At 63.7% G+C, this 18960-nt stretch carries 21 protein-coding genes and 1 pseudogene; 10 read left to right on the forward strand and 12 right to left on the reverse strand.

The window, feature by feature from the left end:
- Positions 1-57: 57 nt before the first annotated feature.
- Together A5686_RS18245 and A5686_RS18250 are read left to right on the forward strand one after the other, a co-directional pair.
- Positions 58-1416 carry a wax ester/triacylglycerol synthase family O-acyltransferase gene (locus A5686_RS18245; RefSeq protein ID WP_067937210.1) on the forward strand — a complete coding sequence of 453 codons (1359 nt, stop codon included), beginning with the start codon at positions 58-60 and terminating at the stop codon, positions 1414-1416.
- A 204-nt stretch (positions 1417-1620) separates the two neighbouring features.
- The gene (locus A5686_RS18250; protein ID WP_067937212.1) at positions 1621-2838 is read left to right on the forward strand and encodes a cytochrome P450; all 1218 of its coding nucleotides are present in this window, start codon (positions 1621-1623) and stop codon (positions 2836-2838) included.
- On the opposite strand, the gene A5686_RS18255 is transcribed toward A5686_RS18250, so the two are convergent.
- Positions 2827-3282, reverse strand: coding sequence for an ATP-binding protein (locus A5686_RS18255; protein ID WP_067937213.1), 456 nt, complete (start codon positions 3280-3282; stop codon positions 2827-2829). The genes A5686_RS18250 and A5686_RS18255 overlap by 12 nt on opposite strands.
- Positions 3283-3435: 153 nt before the next feature.
- Entirely contained in the window at positions 3436-4401 is a 966-nt protein-coding gene (locus A5686_RS18260) for a 2-hydroxyacid dehydrogenase (protein ID WP_067937269.1), read from the reverse strand.
- 85 nt (positions 4402-4486) lie between these two features.
- Between A5686_RS18260 and A5686_RS27355 the strand changes: the two are divergent.
- A pseudogene (locus tag A5686_RS27355) lies at positions 4487-4588 on the forward strand (LLM class F420-dependent oxidoreductase); the annotation flags it as partial.
- A gap of 23 nt (positions 4589-4611) precedes the next feature.
- Here A5686_RS27355 and A5686_RS18265 read toward each other — a convergent pair.
- Positions 4612-6162, reverse strand: coding sequence for a SulP family inorganic anion transporter (locus A5686_RS18265; protein WP_067937215.1), 1551 nt, complete (start codon positions 6160-6162; stop codon positions 4612-4614).
- A gap of 321 nt (positions 6163-6483) precedes the next feature.
- Positions 6484-6906, reverse strand: coding sequence for a nitroreductase family deazaflavin-dependent oxidoreductase (locus A5686_RS18270; RefSeq protein ID WP_067937217.1), 423 nt, complete (start codon positions 6904-6906; stop codon positions 6484-6486).
- A gap of 255 nt (positions 6907-7161) precedes the next feature.
- Here A5686_RS18270 and A5686_RS18275 point away from each other — a divergent pair, with 255 nt between their 5' ends.
- Positions 7162-7851: a class I SAM-dependent methyltransferase gene (locus A5686_RS18275; RefSeq protein ID WP_067937219.1), complete on the forward strand. Its 690-nt coding sequence runs from the start codon at positions 7162-7164 to the stop codon at positions 7849-7851.
- Between the two features lie 19 nt (positions 7852-7870).
- Here A5686_RS18275 and A5686_RS18280 read toward each other — a convergent pair whose 3' ends face one another.
- Positions 7871-8422 (reverse strand): hypothetical protein, encoded by a 552-nt coding sequence (locus A5686_RS18280; protein WP_067937222.1) that lies wholly within the window; start codon positions 8420-8422, stop codon positions 7871-7873.
- 80 nt (positions 8423-8502) lie between these two features.
- On the opposite strand from A5686_RS18280, the gene A5686_RS27665 reads away from it, so the two are divergent.
- Positions 8503-8670, forward strand: a complete 168-nt coding sequence (locus A5686_RS27665) for a hypothetical protein (protein ID WP_197520623.1) — start codon at positions 8503-8505, stop codon at positions 8668-8670.
- Between the two features lie 36 nt (positions 8671-8706).
- Here the strand turns inward: A5686_RS27665 and A5686_RS18285 are convergent, their stop codons facing one another.
- Positions 8707-9093, reverse strand: a complete 387-nt coding sequence (locus A5686_RS18285; RefSeq protein WP_067937224.1) for a hypothetical protein — start codon at positions 9091-9093, stop codon at positions 8707-8709.
- An 8-nt stretch (positions 9094-9101) separates the two neighbouring features.
- Complete coding sequence (locus A5686_RS18290; protein WP_067937271.1) at positions 9102-9326, reverse strand: hypothetical protein; 225 nt, start codon at positions 9324-9326, stop codon at positions 9102-9104.
- Positions 9327-10107: 781 nt separating this feature from the next.
- Here A5686_RS18290 and A5686_RS18295 point away from each other — a divergent pair.
- Positions 10108-11061: an oxygenase MpaB family protein gene (locus A5686_RS18295; RefSeq protein WP_067937226.1), complete on the forward strand. Its 954-nt coding sequence runs from the start codon at positions 10108-10110 to the stop codon at positions 11059-11061.
- Between the two features lie 33 nt (positions 11062-11094).
- Positions 11095-11283, forward strand: a complete 189-nt coding sequence (locus A5686_RS27360; RefSeq protein ID WP_156750132.1) for a hypothetical protein — start codon at positions 11095-11097, stop codon at positions 11281-11283.
- Positions 11284-11355: 72 nt separating this feature from the next.
- On the opposite strand, the gene A5686_RS18300 is transcribed toward A5686_RS27360, so the two are convergent.
- On the reverse strand, positions 11356-12627 hold the full coding sequence (locus A5686_RS18300) for a TetR/AcrR family transcriptional regulator (RefSeq protein WP_067937228.1): 1272 nt from the start codon (positions 12625-12627) through the stop codon (positions 11356-11358).
- A gap of 182 nt (positions 12628-12809) precedes the next feature.
- On the opposite strand from A5686_RS18300, the gene A5686_RS18305 reads away from it, so the two are divergent.
- The gene (locus A5686_RS18305) at positions 12810-13418 is read left to right on the forward strand and encodes a hypothetical protein (protein ID WP_067937230.1); all 609 of its coding nucleotides are present in this window, start codon (positions 12810-12812) and stop codon (positions 13416-13418) included.
- Positions 13419-13584: 166 nt separating this feature from the next.
- Here the strand turns inward: A5686_RS18305 and A5686_RS18310 are convergent, their stop codons facing one another.
- On the reverse strand, positions 13585-14310 hold the full coding sequence (locus tag A5686_RS18310) for an esterase (RefSeq protein WP_067937273.1): 726 nt from the start codon (positions 14308-14310) through the stop codon (positions 13585-13587).
- A 145-nt stretch (positions 14311-14455) separates the two neighbouring features.
- Entirely contained in the window at positions 14456-14809 is a 354-nt protein-coding gene (locus tag A5686_RS18315; RefSeq protein ID WP_067937232.1) for a UBP-type zinc finger domain-containing protein, read from the reverse strand.
- 130 nt (positions 14810-14939) lie between these two features.
- Between A5686_RS18315 and A5686_RS18320 the strand changes: the two genes are divergently transcribed.
- Both A5686_RS18320 and A5686_RS18325 read left to right on the forward strand, forming a co-directional pair.
- Positions 14940-15308 (forward strand): nitroreductase/quinone reductase family protein, encoded by a 369-nt coding sequence (locus tag A5686_RS18320; protein ID WP_231986414.1) that lies wholly within the window; start codon positions 14940-14942, stop codon positions 15306-15308.
- 80 nt (positions 15309-15388) lie between these two features.
- Positions 15389-16285, forward strand: coding sequence for an alpha/beta fold hydrolase (locus A5686_RS18325; RefSeq protein WP_197520625.1), 897 nt, complete (start codon positions 15389-15391; stop codon positions 16283-16285).
- 24 nt (positions 16286-16309) lie between these two features.
- On the opposite strand, the gene A5686_RS18330 is transcribed toward A5686_RS18325, so the two are convergent.
- On the reverse strand, positions 16310-16987 hold the full coding sequence (locus A5686_RS18330; protein WP_067937238.1) for a Crp/Fnr family transcriptional regulator: 678 nt from the start codon (positions 16985-16987) through the stop codon (positions 16310-16312).
- A 435-nt stretch (positions 16988-17422) separates the two neighbouring features.
- Positions 17423-18856, reverse strand: coding sequence for an FAD-binding oxidoreductase (locus tag A5686_RS18335; RefSeq protein ID WP_067937240.1), 1434 nt, complete (start codon positions 18854-18856; stop codon positions 17423-17425).
- Positions 18857-18960 lie beyond the last annotated feature (104 nt).

Here is an 18960-nt window from a genome sequence, read left to right on the forward strand (position 1 = left end):
TAATACGAAGGGGGCATGCGCTGGACGAGCGGCACAGCGGAGGGAATGGGAACGACTATGGAACCGATATCACCGACGGACGCGTTGTTCCTCCTCGGTGAGTCACGCGAGCATCCGATGCACGTGGGCTCGCTGCAGCTCTTCGAACCCCCGGAGGATGCCGGTCCCCATTTCGTGCGCGATGCGTATCAGGCGATGCTCGAGCGCACGGACCTACAGCCGACGTTCCGCAAGCACCCCGCCTTCTTCGGCGGCATCACGAATGTCGCGTGGTCCTTCGACAAGGACGTCGAACTCGATTACCACTTGCGCCGATCGGCTCTGCCCGAACCCGGACGGGTCCGAGACTTGCTCGAGTTGGCTTCCCGGCTGCACGGCGGGCTGCTCGACCGGCACCGTCCGATGTGGGAGGCGCACCTCGTCGAGGGATTGCAGGACGGGCGGTACGCGGTCTACACGAAGTATCACCACTCCCTGATGGATGGCGTCTCGGCGTTACGCCTGATGCAGCGCGCGTTCACGTCCGACCCAAATGACGACGAGGTGCGCGTTCCGTGGAACCTCGGTCCGCGCAAGCGCAGCGGACGCCGGCACCAGCCATCCCTCTTTGACCGGTTCGGCCGCACCGCGGGGTCGGCGCTCGCCTTGGCGCCGTCCACGCTAAAGCTCGCACGTGCGGCGCTGCTCGAACAACAATTGACCCTGCCGTTTCGGGCGCCACGCTCCATGTTCAACGTGCGAATCGGCGGCGCCCGCCGGGTTGCGGCCCAGTCCTACTCGCTGGAGCGCATCAAGGCGATCAAGTCGGCAACCGGTGCGACCATCAACGACATCGTGCTCGCGATGTCCGCCGGAGCCCTGCGCGCCTATCTCATCGACCAGAACGCCCTGCCGGACACACCCCTGACCGCCATGGTGCCCGTCAATCTGCGCAAGGACGACGACGACCGCGGCGGGAACAACGTCGGAACCTTCCTATGCAATCTCGCGACCGACCTCGACGACCCGGCGAACCGGCTCGAGACGATCAGCGCATCCATCCGCCAAACCAAAGAGGTGTTCTGGGAGCTTCCACCGGTTCAGCAGTTGGCGCTGTCAGCGCTCAACATCGGGGGGCTGTTTTTCGGTCTGATCCCCGGCTACCTGTCCGCGGCCGCACCGCCGTTCAACATCGTCATTTCGAACGTATCGACCGGTAACCGCGACCAATTATATTGGCGCGGAGCGCGATTGGACGGAAATTATCCGCTGTCGATCCCGCTCGACGGCCAGGCGGTCAACATCACCGTAACCAACAATGCAGACAACCTGGACTTCGGCCTCGTTGGTTGTCGCCGCAGCGTCCCGCACCTACAGCGGATGCTCGGTCACCTCGAGGCGGCTCTGAAGGACTTGGAACTCATCGCAGGCATCTGACGATCAGGCATCTGAGATGCGTTGCGTCGCTTGCCGTACCGCGTGCGCGTGTGAGGCCCGCCGACACGCCACCTCGCGGGCCTGAGCGGCCATCGCTTACCCGGCCTCAACGCTGTCTGTCACCAACCGGTTGAAGCTTGTGGGAAATACCACAGCTCCTACTGTAAGGTTCACGGTAGTGAGCGCATGCTGGGAGGGTGAGCCGTGCCAAGCACTGTTGATACGCGCAGCCAGCTGCGGCCCGACATTGATCTGACGGACGGCGCCTTCTACGCGGGCGACTCGAGGCCGGTCTATCAGTGGATGCGCGAGAACGAACCGGTCTTTCGGGACCGCAACGGATTGGCGGCCGCGGCGACCTATCAGGCGGTCATCGAAGCCGAACGTGCGCCCGAGCTGTTCTCCAACGCCGGCGGGATCCGGCCGGACCAGGACGCGCCGCCGATGATGATCGCGATGGATGACCCCGCGCACCTGCTGCGGCGCAAGCTCGTCAACGCGGGCTTTACCCGCAAGCGCGTCAAGGACCGGGCGCACTCGATCGGCACGCTGTGCGATGCGCTGATCGACAACGTCTGCGAGCGAGGGGAGTGCGACTTCGTTTGGGACCTCGCCGCTCCGCTTCCCATGGCGGTGATCGGCGACATGCTCGGGGTGCTCCCGGAGGAACGTCAAATGTTCCTTCGCTGGTCTGACGACATGGTGACCCTGCTCAGCAGCACGACCGCGCAGGAGGACTTTCAGGTCTCGGTGGACGCCTTCGCCGCATACACCGAGTACATGACGGGCATGATCGCCGCGCGCAAGGCGGATCCGACCGATGACCTGGTCAGCGTGCTGGTGCACGCGGAGGTCGACGGCGAGAAGCTGGCCGAGCACGAGATCGTCACCGAAGTTTTGTTGCTCCTGATCGGCGGCGATGAGACCACCCGGCACACGCTGTCCGGCGGAACCGCGCAGCTTCTGCGGCACCCACAGCAGCACCGGCAGCTGGTTAACGACCTGACGCTGCTACCCAACGCAATCGAGGAAATGCTGCGATGGACCGCCCCGGTCAAGAACATGGCCCGCACCATGACCGCCGAACTGGACTTTCACGGTGCGCAGCTCAAGCGGGGCGAGAAGATAATCCTGCTGTTCGAATCGGCGAACTTCGACCAGGCGGTCTTCGGCGATCCGGACAGCTTCCGCATCGACCGCTACCCCAACAATCACCTGGCGTTCGGTTTCGGAACCCACTTCTGTCTGGGCAACCAGCTGGCGCGCTTGGAGTTGTCGACGATGCTGGAGCGGTTGCTGAGGCGCCTGCCCGATATGCAGCTGGCCTCCGAGGAATCGCTGCCGCTGCGTCCGGCCAACTTCGTCAGCGGTCTGGAAAGGATGCCGGTCAAGTTCACGCCATCGGCGCGGTCAGGCGTCTGATCCGGGCTGGGCCGGGCTCCAATCTTGTTGGCGAGCGCCAGCCTCCACGTCGGTCGCGTAATCCAGGTAGACGCTGGTGCCATTGGGACGGGCATGGATGGTGCAGTGATTGGCGACGCCGTGCATCAGCATGATGCCGCGCGACGCGTAAGGGTCGCTGGAGTGCCTGGATGACGGCTTCCGCCAGCTCCCGCGATCACTGACACAGACCCGAATCGACTCGGCTTCGGGATCGAAGCTGGCCTGAAGTCTCATGGCACCGACCTGGCTATGCGAGCGATAGGCGTGCTCAACACAGTTTGCCAGCGCCTCGTTGACGCCCAGAACCACGTCCTCACGGATTTCGTCCGGTGCGCGCACCTCTTGCTGCAACCACCGTTGCAGCACACGACGCCACTCCGCTGCCGTATCGGGGCGAGCTGTGCCGGCAAGCGTCAGCCGCATTGGCATGGCAATCTCCGGCGGTAGTGGACTCATGAAGGTCGCATACCCAGATGCGCTCGGAGCAATAACCTTCTGCCAGTATCGCTTCGGCCACAGACCGATACCCGTACAGAATCACCAGGTCATGGCCGCGGACCGCGTCGTTAGCAAGTTCTAATGGCGCGGCGGTAAGACAGGTGTGACCAATTCGCCGCTGTCGAGGTAGCTGTCGAGGTTGCGGATGGCCAGCAGTGCCATGGCCCGCCGGGTCCGCGCGGTGGCGCTGCCGACATGCGGGAGAAGCACCACATTGTCCAACTCGAGCAATTCCGCGGGCACCTGCGGCTCTTCGGCGAAGACGTCCAGCCCCGCACCGGCCAGTTGCCCGGCGACCAGCAACTCCACCAGCGCGTCCTCGTCGACGACGCTGCCCCGCGCGATGTTGATCAGGTAACCCTCGGGGCCCAAGGCTCGCAGCACAGCGCGGTCGACCAGCTTGCGGGTGTGGCGATCACCCGTCGTGGCGATGACCAGCACGTCTACCGATTCGGCGAGTTCCACGGGGGACTCGGCAAAGCGGAATGGCGATCCCTCGACGCGGCGGCGGTTGTGATAGGCGATGGCGCAGTCGAATCCGAGGAGCCTGGTCGCGATAGCCGAACCGATCCGGCCCATGCCCAGAATTCCGACCTGCAGCCCGCTGACATCTCTGGCATAGGGAAATGGGCCTTCACGGGCCCACCGGCCGGCGCGCACGTACCGATCGGCGGCACCGAAACGGCGCAGCGTCATCAAGATCAGACCCACTGCCGTGTCGGCGACTGTGTCCGACAACACATCGGGAGTGTTGCTCACGCCGATGCCGCGCCGCCTCGCCGCACCCAAATCGATCAGATCCACCCCGGCGCCGTTGTTGACGATCACCTCCAGATTGGGCAGTGCCGCAATGGTGGCGGCATCGACACCGGGTGATCCCGACGTCACCAGCACCCGCACCTCGGCGCCATGCTCGGAAAGGAACTGCGTTCGCGCTGTTCCGTCGGGGAGCTTCGGAATCGCGTAGCGCGCGGCCAACTCGTGTTCGAATGTCGGCTCCATCTCGCCGACCCGTAGCACCCCACTGACCTTCTTTACCGTCACGACTACATCATGCTTCACACCGATTACCGATTCGCTCAGCCCGCAATGGAAAATCCCGCTGACGACCGTGGTCGATCAGGGCGGAGCCGGCGCCAGCCACCTGTCGGTGAACACCATGAAGGCCGGCTTCGCGAGTGTCGATGAACACCTCGCCGCCTTGCAGGAGGTTGCCACCGACTTGACCTAGCGGCGCCGACACGATAGTCGGTCTTATTTGCCCCCGGACGCGGACAACTCCTCGACCAGGCTCAGGTGCACGTTGCGGCGGTTGGTTTTCGGCGACTTCCTCTTGGGGCCAACCGATTCCATAAGGCCGCTGGTGGCCAGGGTGTCAGAGTCGCTCGTGTCGACCGTGTCACGAACGTGGACCTGACCGCCGGTAGCGCAGTGCCGTCGTTGCCAGTCGCTGATCGCCTGGTGTGCTGCATGATCGAGATAATTCGTGAGCAGGTGGATGGTGACCGAAGTACGTTCGGGGACGGAGGCCAAGACGCCGGTCAGCCGTGGCAGCGCCAGGAAGGTGCACGCACCTTCGACAACGACGTGCCATCCGTCACCAACGGGTTTGGCATCGATCCTGGCTCGCACCACCCGCCATCCGGTCATGGCGACGGCCAAGGCTAGTCCGATCATGACGCCATGCAGCAGATTAAGGAAGACGACACTGAGAACGGTCACCAGGTAAACAACGAGATCGCCATTCCGCAAAGCGGTTTCGACATGTGCGGGCTTCAGCAGTTCGATGCCGATCACGATGAGAAGGCCGGCGAGGGCCGCCGTGGGGATCTTTTCGACGAGTCCCGCAAACGGTACGGCGAACAGCAATATCCAAATGCCATGCAGGATCGTCGAGGCGCGGGTTTTTGCGCCGGCACTCACGTTGGCCGCGCTGCGCACAATTACGCCCGCGATGGGAAGCCCACCGACGGCGCCTGACGCGATATTCGCCGCGCCCTGGCCAATCAGCTCGCGATTGAAGTCTGTTCGTGGCCCGGTGTGCATCCGGTCGATCGATACCGCCGTCAGTAGGCTCTGCACGCTCGTGATCAGGGTGACGGTGATGACTGCGACGGCGACTGCTCCCCAGTTCCCGTGCGGCAGCGATGGCAGGCGCAGCGCCTCGAGGACAGAGCCGTCCAGGACTATTCGGGATACGTTGAACGGGAAGATTATCGAGATAGCGGTGACCACGACGATCGCAACCAACGGTCCGGGAATCTTGGAAACCCGGGCCGGAACCCAGCGCCAGGCAACGAGAATAGCGATCACCAATAGGCCCAGGACGAGTCCCGGCCGGTGAGCACCGAGAATCTGTGCGGGCAGACCGATGACGTTGCTCCAAGCCGAGCTCTTCGAGGCACCACCGAGCAATACGTGCACTTGCTGCAGGGCGATTGTAATCCCGATGCCGGCCAGCATGGCGTGCACCACCACCGGCGAGATCGCCAGAGCTGCCCGGGCAATCCGGCTGAGCCCCAACATGACTTGCAGGACACCGGCGATCACCGTGATGAAACACGTTATTGCCCAACCAAACTGGGCCACCAGATCGGCGACAATGACGGTAAGTCCTGCGGCCGGTCCGCTCACCTGCAGCGGTGAACCGCCGATCCATCCACCGACCACGCCCCCAACGATCGCCGCGATCAAACCGGCGAGAACCGGTGCATCCGAGGCAATCGCGATGCCCAGCGACAACGGAAGCGCCACCAGGAAGACCACCAACGAGGCCGGCAGGTCATACGGGAGCGTCTCGCGCATCCGGCCGATGCGGGACGGGACTGCGTCCTCCGCACCCTGGCCAACTGGCTGTTCGACGTGTTGCACCGGCCCTCCCCTGAATTGGTCTTTAGCGGCGAGCTTTGGATATCCACCCGGTCACGGCAGGTAAAAATTGTGTAAAGCCGTGCAGCACAGGCGGTTAGAAATACCACGAACGTCATTGTTCGGCGGACATGCCTGGCCTATGCGTTCGAAGGTATGCGGGGCGCGTACCAGGGTCAACCTGACGGGCCGAGCGCATATTGAATGCAAATCTTTGTGATGCCCATCGCAGGCGACGGTGCATGAGATGGAAAGTGGTTACTCCAGAACGAAAACCGGAATCGCGCGCGTGGTCTTCGTCTTGTATTCCGCGTAAGGCGGAAAGGCTGCAACGGCCCGCTCCCACCAATCGTCCCGCTCGGCACCGTCGAGCTCGCGGGCGGTCAGTGTGACAACCTTGTCGCCATCTTGCAGCGTCACCATCGGATTCGCCTTGAGGTTGAAGTACCAGACCGGATGTTCCGGAGCGCCACCGTGCGACGCGACTACGGCGTAGCGGCCATCCTTCTCAACCCGCATCAACGGTACGTAGCGCTGTTTGCCGGACTTCGCCCCGGTGATCGTGAGCAGCACAATCGGCCGGTCGAACACCTCGACTCCGTCGGTCGTTCCTTGACTCAAGATCTGTTCGGTCTGGTCGCGCACCCAACCCCTGGGGCTCAGTTCGATTTCGTCAGCCATACCTACAGCGAACACCCGCGCACCGCTGCTGCATTCCCCGGGTCTCGCCTACACCGGCCGACACCGCTCGAGCCAATGACCGCTGCGAGCAGGAGCACCGCTGCAGGTTTTCGCACAGGTCGCGATCGGGTAGCCCGCGCGGTCGCGGGTTGTCAGCGCTCGCCTTGCAGGACCCAGCCTTCATGCGCAGCGCTGGCGGCCGCCCAGCATATCAGCCTTATTGACATATATCAGTGCGGTTGATATAAACGCATCATGACGCAACCAACTCAAGAGATGTTCGAAGCCGCCTACCGGGGTGAGGCCCCCGAGATGGGCGAGGGCAATCGACCGCCGTGGAGCATCGGTGAGCCGCAGCCAGAGATCGCGGCCCTCATCGACGAAGGCAAGTTCCATGGCGATGTGCTCGATGCGGGTTGCGGCGAGGCGGCGGTGTCGCTTTACCTCGCCGAGCGCGGTTTCACCACGGTGGGTCTCGACCAGTCGCCCACCGCCATCGCGCTGGCAACCGAGAAAGCCGCTCGACGAGGCCTGACCAGCGCCACCTTTGACGTCGCGGATATCAGCGCCTTCACCGGCTACGACGGCCGTTTCGGAACCGTCGTCGACAGCACCCTTTTCCACTCGATGCCCGTTGAATTGCGCGAGGGATATCAGCAGTCGATCGTGCGGGCAGCCGCTCCAGAAGCCTCGTACTTCGTGCTCGTCTTCGACCGCGCGGCGATGCCACCCGATGGCCCCATCAATGCGGTCACGGAAGATGAGCTGCGCGATGTGGTCTCGAAATACTGGGTGATTGACGAGATCCGGCCAGCCCGCATCCACGCCAACGTGCCCGAGGGCTTCCTGGCGGGCTTTGAGGCCTTCGCCGGCGCCGACATCCGCGACGAGGACAACGGTCGCAAGTCCGTGGGCGCCTGGCTACTGTCCGCGCACCTCGGCTGACGGCGCCGAAGCGCGCGGCCTACGACCCCTCCCAGCTCTCCGGCACCATTGGCATGCAGGTGCGGTCACCGGATTCCTTGCCGGTCAGCGTGATCAGGCCTGCCACGCGCGCAACAGGCTTGGGTAACGTACCGGTGAAGCCCTGTATCGAGGCCCTGGAGTCCGAGGGCCGATATCGATCCGGCAATGCCGATGCAAGCGCGGCATCCTCGTCGGCCTCGATGAATTCGTAGCGGTAACCGGGGTCGACGATCGACCGCGGACGCTTACGTGAGCGTCCCTGCGCATGCTCCGCAGACGTCAGGCTCGCCGCCGATGCGGCGGTCTGCCCGGTGGGTACCGCGCTTCTGGCCTCTGTCTGCGCTTTCGATTCCATGTTGAGGCCGACGCCGCCAACCATGTAGCCGAAGCCCTCGGCCCCGGTCACCAGGGCCGGGGATGGGGGCGGGAACGCCGGGCCGTATTGCTGCTCGAGTCGCCAGACGATGGAAGCAGAGGGTGGCGGACGGTGCCGCGCGCGCTGGTCAAGCGGTATTGATTTCCGCGGCGCCGTGAGCAGCGCAATCGACATCGCGGGACCGGACCGCGTTTCGCCGCCCCTTATTCGGGAGATCCTGGAACAGGCAGTGCAGGCGTTCAGAGGAGATCTCGGTGGATCAACAGGTCAACTTCGACCCGCCCGCGGCACCTGAGGATGCACGCGAGGCGACCGAAGAACAGCGCAAGTTGCAGGAGCAACTCGAACACCAGGACGAGGACCCGGCCGGGCCGGGATTGCACCAGTCTCGGCACGACTTACCGGACGAGAGCACGCGGTAAGCGATTCCCTTTGCTGTTAGACGGTGGAAAGTGCTGTCAATACGGTTTTCCGTCTTGCCGAGATGCCACTTGCCCACGTCGTGGTGGTTGCGCCCCACGCCCTGATGGCGTCGATCGCCGGTGGTCGTGGGCGACTGCCACCGCCGCCTGCCACGTGAGCGTCATGCCGCCCAGGACCGCCATCGGAATCGCCCACAACCGTCGGACCATCAACGCGCTATTGCATTGGTCGACGTATTTGTTGCTCGCCGTGCCGACCGCGCTTGAGGCTTGGATGAGTTCGGCCACAAAGCCGTTGCCGCACTTGACTTGCCAACCAAACTGATCAAAGGCGTCGATGAACACCGGGAAGCACAGTGCCAAGAGCCCGCCGGCGAGGAGTAATACGGCGGCGGAGACGATCAGCGGCCCACGGTTGGCCATGCGAGCCCCTAAGTCATGCACACGTTGGCGAAAAGCAGCACCGGCCACGACACGATCGAGCCGAGGAACGACACCACCAGATCGGCGCCGTGCACGTCGTGCAGGTGCTGGGTATGGGTGCTCGACCAGATCACGCCGACGATCACGTACGGCGTCCCCAGCAATATCGCCAGCCCCAGCAGTTCAGCGATGGTCAATTGATACTCCAGGAGGGTGCGAATCCTGCTGAGCATGGGCATGCCTTTCGCGCGGGCTGCCGAGTTTGAAGGCGGCTCACCAAGCAATCAGGACCCACCGCGTCTCGGCGTGCGGACTAGACGCCATATATGTTAATGATCGCTCGGATCATTCGGTAGTGCCGCGGCCCGATCAACCGCGTCACGAATTGCCTTTTATACCCCATAACATGGGGTCATATAAGCGGTTCGACATATATTACCAGCTGCCTTTGGAACGGTGTTTGAGCGAAAAAGTGCAGCAGCGTTCGACGCAGTATGCACGCGCACTATTCAGCATCGGGTTCTTGTGGGTGGTGCCGCTGTCGTCTACTCGGTCTCGATTCGTCTTTCGGTGTCACGCGTGTCCGTTCGTCGGTCCCGGGTCGATGCGCACTCATGAGCCGGCGACGGACGCAGGTAATTGAGTGCCAGGACAGTAATTTCATCGCGGCTGATCGACGGAATCGAGGAGCGCCCCAGACCTCCTGAGCGGCGTCAAGGATGCGCTCGACCGTCGCGCGCGATCGATCTAGTCGTGGGATCCGGCGCCGCTCCGGTGAGGACGAGTCCCCCATCAAAACGCGAATTGAATGTGAGTTATTACTCGTGTCACCATCAGATCATGGTGGCACAGATGGCCCGCGCCTTACAGCGCGCATCAGCTGCTACCGCCGCCGGCGTGAAATCCCCTGGGCAGGAACGGCCGTGATGGATGAATCATTAGAGCGGCCAAATATGCAGTGGGTGCGACATCGACTCCGGCACAGTAATCGACGTCGAGAGGAAAGTGGGCGCCATGACCGACGAACTAGCGCGGCCCACTGACGACCGCCTCGACCTAGGACCCGATTCACTGCTGTGGCGATGGGCCGGCGATATGCGCATAGCTTTCGAAGGTGGCACCGCAGGACTGCTACAGACCATGCATCCCGCCATCGGTCAGGGCCTGATCGACCACTCTGATTTCTTCAACGACCCCGTCGACCGCGTCTTCCGTTCCCTGCCCGGAATCCTGGGCACCGTCTACAACGGTCCGCAAGCTGGCGCGACGGGAATACAAGTTCGCGATTTTCATCGCGAGATAAAGGGGGAACTCTCGGACGGCCAGCGCTACCACGCATTGAATCCAGAAACGTTCTGGTGGGCGCACGCAACATTTCAGCGCATGGTCGATCGCATTGCTGAATATTGGCAACGCCGACCACTTAGTGCACGCGACAGTGAACGCCTCTACGCCGAAGGATGCGAGTGGTATCGCCGCTACGGGGTCGCCGAGAGCGTGCTGCCGCCTGATCGCGCTGCGTTCGAGCGCGAAGTTGATCGCTACTGTCGAGAAGTGCTGCGCCCCAACCCGGCATCGGATTACCTCATCGACTACATCAAGCGTTCAGCCATTCCCGATATGAGTGCCTCCCCCGACTACCCGGCTCATCCCCGACTGCGTCCTATAGCTGACATCCTGCTGCCGACATTGCCTGTGCGGGCTGCCTTGGCGCCGCCGATGCGCCTCGTTATCTTCGGCGGGCTGCCACCAGTCGTGCGCCGGCAATTCGCTATCAGGTGGACCAATCGGCATGAGCGTTCCTACCGCATGATCCGGACCACCATCGCACGGGCGTGGCCGTTGATGCCGGCACAACTGGCCTGGCACCCGACCGCACGCAAAGGATGGCTCGCCGCAACCGGTTCCGTACCTAACCCCTCCACCGTCAATGCGAATCCTTCTAACCGAAGTCACGTCGCGAAATGAAAAACTGCACTTCGCCGCCGTTGCAGGACGCGGGTGGCCAAGGCACATATCAACATCGGATTCCGCCGACTGCTCGATCGCACGCCCGGCGCCGCGCGTCGCGCCGCTAGACGAGAAAGTGACACCGCGTTGTGGGGCCGGATGCTGAAGATGAACCGGCCGCTAGCGACGGCCAGCCTCGGCGGCGGATGCCCTGTTCCGGCTGCCAAGCAGCGCAGCTGATGAGTTCCGGCGTGCCGTATCGCACGAGAACACTTGAACAGCAGATACTTTCGTGGGCCCCACCGCGAACCTCTATTGAGGGCGGCGTCGGCGCCCCCCGCCGCGCGCCGCATGGCGGGATGCTGCGGCCGGTCGTCCCAGCACCGTCACCTCCATCAGGCGCCGTACCGTGAGGCCGGCCGTCGCACCCGAGTCAGGGTAAACGAGGCGCCCGACATCCACCGCAAGCGCGAACGCGGCGTGGACGGCGTAGCGGGCCCGGCCCAGGGTGAGTTCCGGGCCGGCCGCAACTGCGAGGCTGGCCCAGGACTCGACAGTGGAGCGTTGAATGTTGTAGAGCAGCACCGCGTCCGTGTCGGGCAAATTGTGCCGTTCGGTGTAGTACACGCAGGCCAGTTCGGGATTGGCGAACGACCGGGTGACGTAGGCCTCGATGAGTTGCGCAAGGGCTTGCTCCGGGTCTGCGTTGGTGGCCAAAATGCTGGAGAGATCAGCAGAAAGTTGGTCCGCGGCGCGCCGGTAGTAGACCGCCAAAATCGCGGCCTTACTCGGGAAGTACTGGTAGATGCTGGCAACCGGTATACCCACGGCCGCCGCGATGTCTTCCATCCCGGTTTCGCGAAAGCCGCGCTCGTTGAACAGGCGCATCGATTCGTGGAGAAGAAGTTCATAACTTCCAGCGGCGCTGGTCAGCGTCACCGGACGCGGCTGGTCGGGTTCGCGGCCACGTTGGCCTGGCAGCTCGGCGTGCAACACGGAGGTTGCGATGTCGGTCAGCGCCGCGCGGATCTCGGCGTTACCCAACCGGGACCGATGATCGGTGATACTGCCAATGACGCTCAGCGTCGCAGCCGACAGAACCCAGCGTTGCCGCGACGTGAGTTTCGGTCGAAGCCTCATGAGCGGACGCTGTAGCCGCCGGTTGATCAGTTTGATTTGGTCAGCCAGAGCGCGCTGATCGTCGCCACGTAGGTAGCGGCCCTCCCACCGGTATAGCCCACCGGCTGTCCTGTTGACGATCGTGCTGTCGATCAGCGCGCTGGTCAGTGCGCCCAACGTCTTCTCGGGATCGGCATCGTCCGGCAAATCGTCGGCAAACGCGGTGGCGTCGACCAGTCGCTGGCCCAGGGCCAAGATGACGTCGCGGAACAGGTCGTATTTGCCCTGCGAGTGGCGGTACAACGCGGCCGCGGAGATGCCGACGCGGGCAGCGATGTTCTCCATGCTGACCGCGTGATAGCCCAACTCGCTGAATGCATCGGTCGCGGCGCGTGCGATCTGGATTTTGCGGTCCTTCGGGCGCCGCTTTACCTGATCTGCGGACGAGCTGCCAGCCGACGGCATACAGATCACCGTAGCCGCAGCGGCGGCCACCCGGGCGGTCGGTAGACGACCGGAATTGCCGAGCCGGAGCGCTCGTGAGACGGTCCCCTACCAATGCCCGGATACCGGTTGGTATTTCGACGATCAGATTGATGGTTCGGTATTCGGTGGCCGCGCGATATCGTATTGGTTCGGGAGGGCGGATGGATCTGACCGAGTTGCGCCGGACCGGGTGCGCCCTAGCGTGCGCCGGCCCGGCATTGGTCGCCGCAATGATGTTCTCCGGCCGGGCCTCCGCCGATCCGAGTCAGCCCCCTCCGCCGTTGCCAGTGTTCACGCCGGCGCCCAGCGACTGGTCGCCGAAGTTCGACATCTGGCCGTACAACATATTCGCGCCACGGGTGACGCCGGAGATGATCAGCGGCATGTCGGACTCCTGCCAATGGTTCAAGTCGCAGTTCGACCCGCTGATGGGCCAGATCAATGACTTCAACCGGTACCTCGGCGATCAGCATGACGACTACTCGGTCGGCAATGTGCAGGGGAACGCGCACACTGTGGTCGCCAATATCGACCAGTCGACGGCTTTCCTGGCACCGCGAGTGAAGCCGCTGATCATCACCAACCAGCCCGATAACCTAGGGCCGTATTCGCCGGTGGATGGCGGCGAATCGATGACCCACTTGGCATTTCAACTGTCACGCATCAGCGACAGCATCAAGAGAATGGATCCGTCGGGAGTCACACACGCGAACATCGTCTCGGCCACCGGCTGGGCCAACGCGCTTCGCGACTCCGGCGCATGCAACTGACCAGCTATCGCCCAACGCTACGAAGCTGTCGCCTACCCGGAACCTGGTCGGCGAGTCGCTTCCCGTTGCCGCGGAGAATCGGCAACGGGGTCGGCGGCTGGCCGACAAGATCGCGCGCCCTCAAACCCCTTGCGCGGTAGCGTCTTCCAGAGCAGATACCGGTCGGCTACGCGATGTCGGGGCTGATCATCGGCGCGATCGCGCTGCGCGGCACCGATACTTGCGTAGCCTCCATCGCCGGCTGCAGCGCGTTTTGGTCGAAGAAGAACACGATCGCGTCATTGGTGATCGCGAAGCTTTGGTAGCTCGCCGGCTGTAGGCCGGTAGCCGGCGGAATCGACACCGTCGCTCGATACCGGTCGGCCAAGGTCTTCTGCACGATCGGCAAGATGGCCTGCAGCGGCTGAGTTCCTGGTTGGAACAACGCATCGAAGGTGATCGGCTGCTGATTGGCCAGGTTGTAGTTGAAGGATTTGTACCAGACCAAGGGGTGAGCGGTGCCGAGGTTCCGGTAGATCTCGGTGACCACGGACTGGGTGCCCCGTGCCTGGCGACCGGAGCTGTATCGGGTGCCCGTAATGTTGAGCGCGCTCGGCGATTTCAACGTGTGCAGTGGTCCGCGCGCGTTGTGAAAATCGTCATCGGCCTTGGTCAAATAGCCGATCATCGTCTGCTCGTCGGGATAGTTGGCCGGAAACACCATGCTGACGTCCGACAGGGGTTCAGAGGCGTTGAAATGGCACATTTGATTCGCATCGACGCTCGCCGGATTGCACAATTGCGCGTCCGCGCCGGCCATGGCGGGGCCGGTGAATGCGGTCGCCGACGCAACGATTGCCGCCGTCGCGATTACCCGCCGTGATCCGATACGGTGCCCACTGTTGAAATTCACCACGCCTCCGTCGAATATTCCGCAGGGTGCATCGTCACAGACGCGAGGCCGCGGATGAGCGGATGGTGGACGAGCCTATTGGCCACGCCTTTCGCGTGCAGGACTGCAACGCTATCGGGCTTCACACACCGGCCGGTTAACCTCTTCAGCCTTGTCGATGCCGGAGCAGCTCGAACCAGTTATGTGGCACCCGCCCGCGGGGCCCGGGGACCGACTGGTCTTCGGGGCGGCACTCGGGCGGAGCGAGCTGAGGGCCTTCGCAGTAGTCGTTTGCCTCGTAGTTCCAGAACCAGTCCTCGCCGGGCTCGAACGACCGGATTATCGGATGACCGGTCTGTTGCCAGTGCTTGGTCGCATGACGAGAGAACGAGTCGTCGCAGCAGCCGATGTGCCCGCAGGCGGCGCAACGCCGCAAGTGCACCCACCAACCACCGGCCTCATCGCACTCGACGCAGCCCATACCGCTGGGCGGCACCGACGGGTCGACAGGAGCAGTCATCAGCGCCCTCTCCTCGTGGATGGCAAACGCTGGATTATCTGCGCGGGATGCTACCTCCGTGTCCAACGGCCGGCATCGCGTTGAGTGCCCGCGTCGACAGTCCGGCGGTATTTGCTGCGATACTTTGCACGTGGGTCCCAACAAACTCGGCCACCTCCTTGTGCGCGGCGCGCCTGTTTTCAATGCGCCGGTAGCCGCGCTGGCCAACTCCCGTCGGTTTGGCCGCCTGATCAAACGCAACATCACGATGCTGACCTATCAGGGTCGGCGCTCTGGACGCACGTACAGCATCCCGGTGGCCTATCGGCGTGCCGGTGGCGACATCGTCATCAGCGTCGGTATGCCCGAGGCGAAGACGTGGTGGCGCAACTTCCTCGACACCGGCGGGCCCCTGACGCTACGACTAGACGAGACCGAACGCGCTGGACACGCCGTCGCCGAGCAGGACGAAAAGGGGGCTGTCACCGTCACGGTGCGGCTCGCCGAACCGAATTCCTGAGTACCGCTACCGCAGCGCCACTGGCTCCAGCCGAGCGAAAGCTGGACCAAGATAAAGCGTTTGAACCACGGAGGTCGAAACTGTTTTCCCGTTCGCGCCGGCCGCCGGTCACACCGTCGTGGTTCAGCACGGCACTCGATCAAAAGCCAGAGCACCGCGACGTCGACGTCGACGGTTCGCGCATACACCTGCGGGTCTGGGGCGCTGCTGACCAAGCCCCCGTGGTGCTCGTCCACGGCGGCGGAGCGCATTCGGGTTGGTGGGATCACATCGCGCCGTTCCTGTCGCGCACCCATCGAGTGATTGCGCCGGATCTGTCCGGACATGGTGACAGCGAAGCGCGTGGCGGTTATGACCTGCGAACCTGGGCAAGCGAAGTGATGGCGGCCGCGGCAGCCGCCGGGCCCGCGGGACGGCCGACGATCGTCGGCCACAGCATGGGCGGTTGGGTGGTTTCCACGGCCGCGATGCACTACAGCCCACAGATCAACAGCATGCTGGTGATCGACTCGCCGTTGTGGGAGCGTGCACCCGAGGAAGCGCGACTGCGCAGGCGCCAACACACCCGGTATCAGACCAGGGAGGAAATCCTGGCCCGCTTTACGGCCGTGCCCTCGCAGGAGTTGATCCTGCCCTACGTCCGACAACACATAGCGAGCGAGTCGGTACGCAAAACCGACGAAGGATGGATCTGGAAGTTCGACCCGGCCGTCTTCGATGGTGAATTTCTCGAGCCGACGCCCGCCGACGAAGATTCGTTGGAGACGATGCTGTCTGCGATACGTTGCCGCGTTGGGTATTTGCGCTGCCAAGCCGGGTTGGTGCCGCCCGAGATGGCCGAACGGATCCGTTCCCTGCTTCAGCTGCGTGGCCCCTTCGTGGAGTTGGCCCTCGCCGGCCACCATCCCATGCTGGACCAACCGCTCCCGCTGGTCGCGACCCTACGGACGCTTTTGGAATTCTGGTCGATCACCTAAGGCATGAAAGGGTTTACCGAGACGTCAAGCCCGTGCGCGGCGGGCCAGTTTCGCGGGCTGGTCGACGATGAGTGCCTTGCCGTGCTGACGAATCCAGCCGCGTTGGGCGAAGTCGGATAGTGCCTTGTTGACCGTTTCACGCGAGGACCCCACGAGTTGAGCCAGTTCCTTCTGCGTGAGGTGGTGTTCGACCAGCACCGATCCTCCGTTGCTGGTGCCGAATCGCATTGCCAGGTCAAGGATTTGCTTTGCTACCCGGGCAGGCACATCGGTGAAGATCAGGTCGCACAGGGTGTTGTTGGTATGGCGGAGCCGGCGCGCCAACACGCGCAGCAGCTGCTCTGCGATTTCGGGTCGTTCGACGATCCACGTCCGTAACGCCTGACGGTCCATCCTGACGGCCTCCACTTCGGTCAGGGTGATTACCGTCGATGTTCTCGGGCCGGGATCGAACAGCGCCAGCTCACCGAACACGTCCCCCGGGCCCAGCACGGCGAAGACCGTTTCGCGGCCGTCCGCAGTTTGATGGCGTACCTTCACCGCGCCCGACAAGATGACGTACAGATCGTTACCCAGCTCGCCTTCGACGAAGACGGTGCGTCGGCGCGGAAACGCTACGTGTTGCAGGTGGCGAGCCAGCGCATCGACCGCATCGGGAGCGATCCCCTGGAAGATGCCGGCTCGCGCCAATACCTCGTTCACGCCGCCCCTTTCAACGCGTGTCGCACGGCGTTACGCGCGCTAAACGCTGCTCCGGTGTGGGGGCGTCTTGGCTCGCGGTTTTAGAATTTACACCCGGAAAAAGTTTCGTAACGCAGCAGGTCGCCGGGCGGGTTCACCGCACAGGGACAGCCGACGGTGCGCTAGGCAGCTGGCGAGGCCGCGGTCGATGCGATGGTCACCTCGGAGTACAGGTTTCCGCACGTATCGCAATTCACCTGATACTCGAGCGTGTCCCCAGCACCCTCGAGAAACCGGTATTGCGCCCACGCCATACACCGTGGGCACCGCGCAGGACCGTGCTCGATGGCCATTCGCCACCCCCTAAACTCGCCGCAGACTCAGTGGAAATACCCCGTGCCAAGCCGGCGCAACCATCGGATATCGGCTGGCCGCGGCGACCGCGCCGGGTGGCGTTCAGTAATTGAGCCCCGAATACATGACCCGGCCGGGATCGTACTTCTGCCGTACCGCGCTTAACCGGGAGATATTGGGGCCGAAGTACCGTGACGGCGACTGATTGGCTTCAATGTAATTCACGTAGCCGCCTACCGAATACTGCTGCACCGCTTGATGTGCCGTGTTCAGCCAGTTGGTTGCTGCCGCGGGATCGCCCGTCTCGACATACCACTGCACCAGCGCCGACTGCCGGCGCCATGGGAAGGCGGTCGCGTCCGTCGCCACTGTGGCGAGGGCGCCGTCCAGAGCGTGCATGATGGCCAGCATCCGGCCGGCTCCCCGAGGAAAGGCATTGACCGCCGAGGCGATCCCCTGTGCGACGCCCGCGTTGACAGTGGCGAAGACGTCGGATCCACCGACATACCCGAGCGGCGACGGGTTGAGGTTCCCGACGGCCAGATAATTCACCAGATCCAGGTAATTGAAAGTGTGGTTCTCGATACCCGATGGCTGCAATCCCACAGCTTGGGTGATTGCGGCCGCGGCGCTGTTACCCGATCCGGCCGGGCAGGTCGCCAGGATCCGGCAATGCATCCCCGTCGCGTCCACGGTGGCATCCGCCAACGCCCAGCTGTTGCGGTCGGCGGTATGCAGCCAGTTCTGCCAACCGACGAGAACCTGCGCGAACGACTGTGGCGGGAAGTTGAGGTTGACGACGTCGACGTCCTTGGTGGGGAAGGTGGCGAAGGTCAGCGAGGTCGTCACGCCGAAGTTGCCGCCGCCGCCACCACGCAGTGCCCAGAACAGGTCCGGGCTGCTGGCCGCGGACGCGGTCACCACCTGGCCGTTGGGCAGCACCACCGACGCCGAGGTCAGCTGGTCGCTGAGCAGACCGGCATGGCGCGATTGGGCCCCCATGCCACCGCCCAGCGCGTGCCCCGCGGCGCCGACCGACGGGCAGGTACCGGTTGGGACGCCGCGGCCGACCGCGGCCAATGTCCGGTGCATGGTGTACAGGCTCGTAGCCGGCGTTACCGTCACCTGGCCCGTGGCCGCATCATAATTCGCGTCCCCGGGCAGTTGGCGCAGGTCGAGCACCATCGCACCGTTGGCGGTCGACGCCCCGATATACGAGTGCCCGCCACTGCGCGGGGCGACCTTGAGGTTGTGGGCGGCCGCGAAAGCCATCGCCTTCTGCACGTCGGCCGCCGATGTCGGGATGACGACCGCAGCCGGGGTCAGCCCGTTGTAGTTAGTATTGAAAACTTGTTTCGCCCCGGGGAATTGGGGATTATCCGGAAGCAGCACCTTCCCGCCGAGGGTGGCGGATAGACCCTCCCATCCGGTTGGTCTCGGATCAGCGGCGACCCGGGGTGCGCCAAGGACAGCGCCGGTGGCCAACGCTCCGACGGCGCCCCGCAGAAACGCCTGCCGCGAGATTTCACGCGCCATCGTCGCACTCCCGCGGTTGCGTCATAGCCCGAATTGTCAACCACGAGAAGCGTGATGCCACACGACGTGTCGGTGGGTGATCTAAACGTGCCCGAACCGTTACC

It is taken from the genome of Mycobacterium sp. E2479, from assembly GCF_001667925.1.
GTDB lineage: Bacteria > Actinomycetota > Actinomycetes > Mycobacteriales > Mycobacteriaceae > Mycobacterium.

Excerpts from the sequence above, each read along its gene's own strand:
- A5686_RS18245 (WP_067937210.1), top strand. The coding sequence starts at position 58 with ATGGAACCGATATCACCGACGGACGCGTTGTTCCTCCTCGGTGAGTCA.
- A5686_RS18255 (WP_067937213.1), bottom strand. The coding sequence starts at position 3,282 with ATGCGGCTGACGCTTGCCGGCACAGCTCGCCCCGATACGGCAGCGGAG.
- A5686_RS18265 (WP_067937215.1), bottom strand. The coding sequence starts at position 6,162 with ATGCGCGAGACGCTCCCGTATGACCTGCCGGCCTCGTTGGTGGTCTTC.
- A5686_RS18270 (WP_067937217.1), bottom strand. The coding sequence starts at position 6,906 with ATGGCTGACGAAATCGAACTGAGCCCCAGGGGTTGGGTGCGCGACCAG.
- A5686_RS18275 (WP_067937219.1), top strand. The coding sequence starts at position 7,162 with ATGACGCAACCAACTCAAGAGATGTTCGAAGCCGCCTACCGGGGTGAG.
- A5686_RS18280 (WP_067937222.1), bottom strand. The coding sequence starts at position 8,422 with ATGTCGATTGCGCTGCTCACGGCGCCGCGGAAATCAATACCGCTTGAC.
- A5686_RS18285 (WP_067937224.1), bottom strand. The coding sequence starts at position 9,093 with ATGGCCAACCGTGGGCCGCTGATCGTCTCCGCCGCCGTATTACTCCTC.
- A5686_RS18290 (WP_067937271.1), bottom strand. The coding sequence starts at position 9,326 with ATGCTCAGCAGGATTCGCACCCTCCTGGAGTATCAATTGACCATCGCT.
- A5686_RS18295 (WP_067937226.1), top strand. The coding sequence starts at position 10,108 with ATGACCGACGAACTAGCGCGGCCCACTGACGACCGCCTCGACCTAGGA.
- A5686_RS18300 (WP_067937228.1), bottom strand. The coding sequence starts at position 12,627 with ATGCCGTCGGCTGGCAGCTCGTCCGCAGATCAGGTAAAGCGGCGCCCG.
- A5686_RS18305 (WP_067937230.1), top strand. The coding sequence starts at position 12,810 with ATGGATCTGACCGAGTTGCGCCGGACCGGGTGCGCCCTAGCGTGCGCC.
- A5686_RS18315 (WP_067937232.1), bottom strand. The coding sequence starts at position 14,809 with ATGACTGCTCCTGTCGACCCGTCGGTGCCGCCCAGCGGTATGGGCTGC.
- A5686_RS18335 (WP_067937240.1), bottom strand. The coding sequence starts at position 18,856 with ATGGCGCGTGAAATCTCGCGGCAGGCGTTTCTGCGGGGCGCCGTCGGA.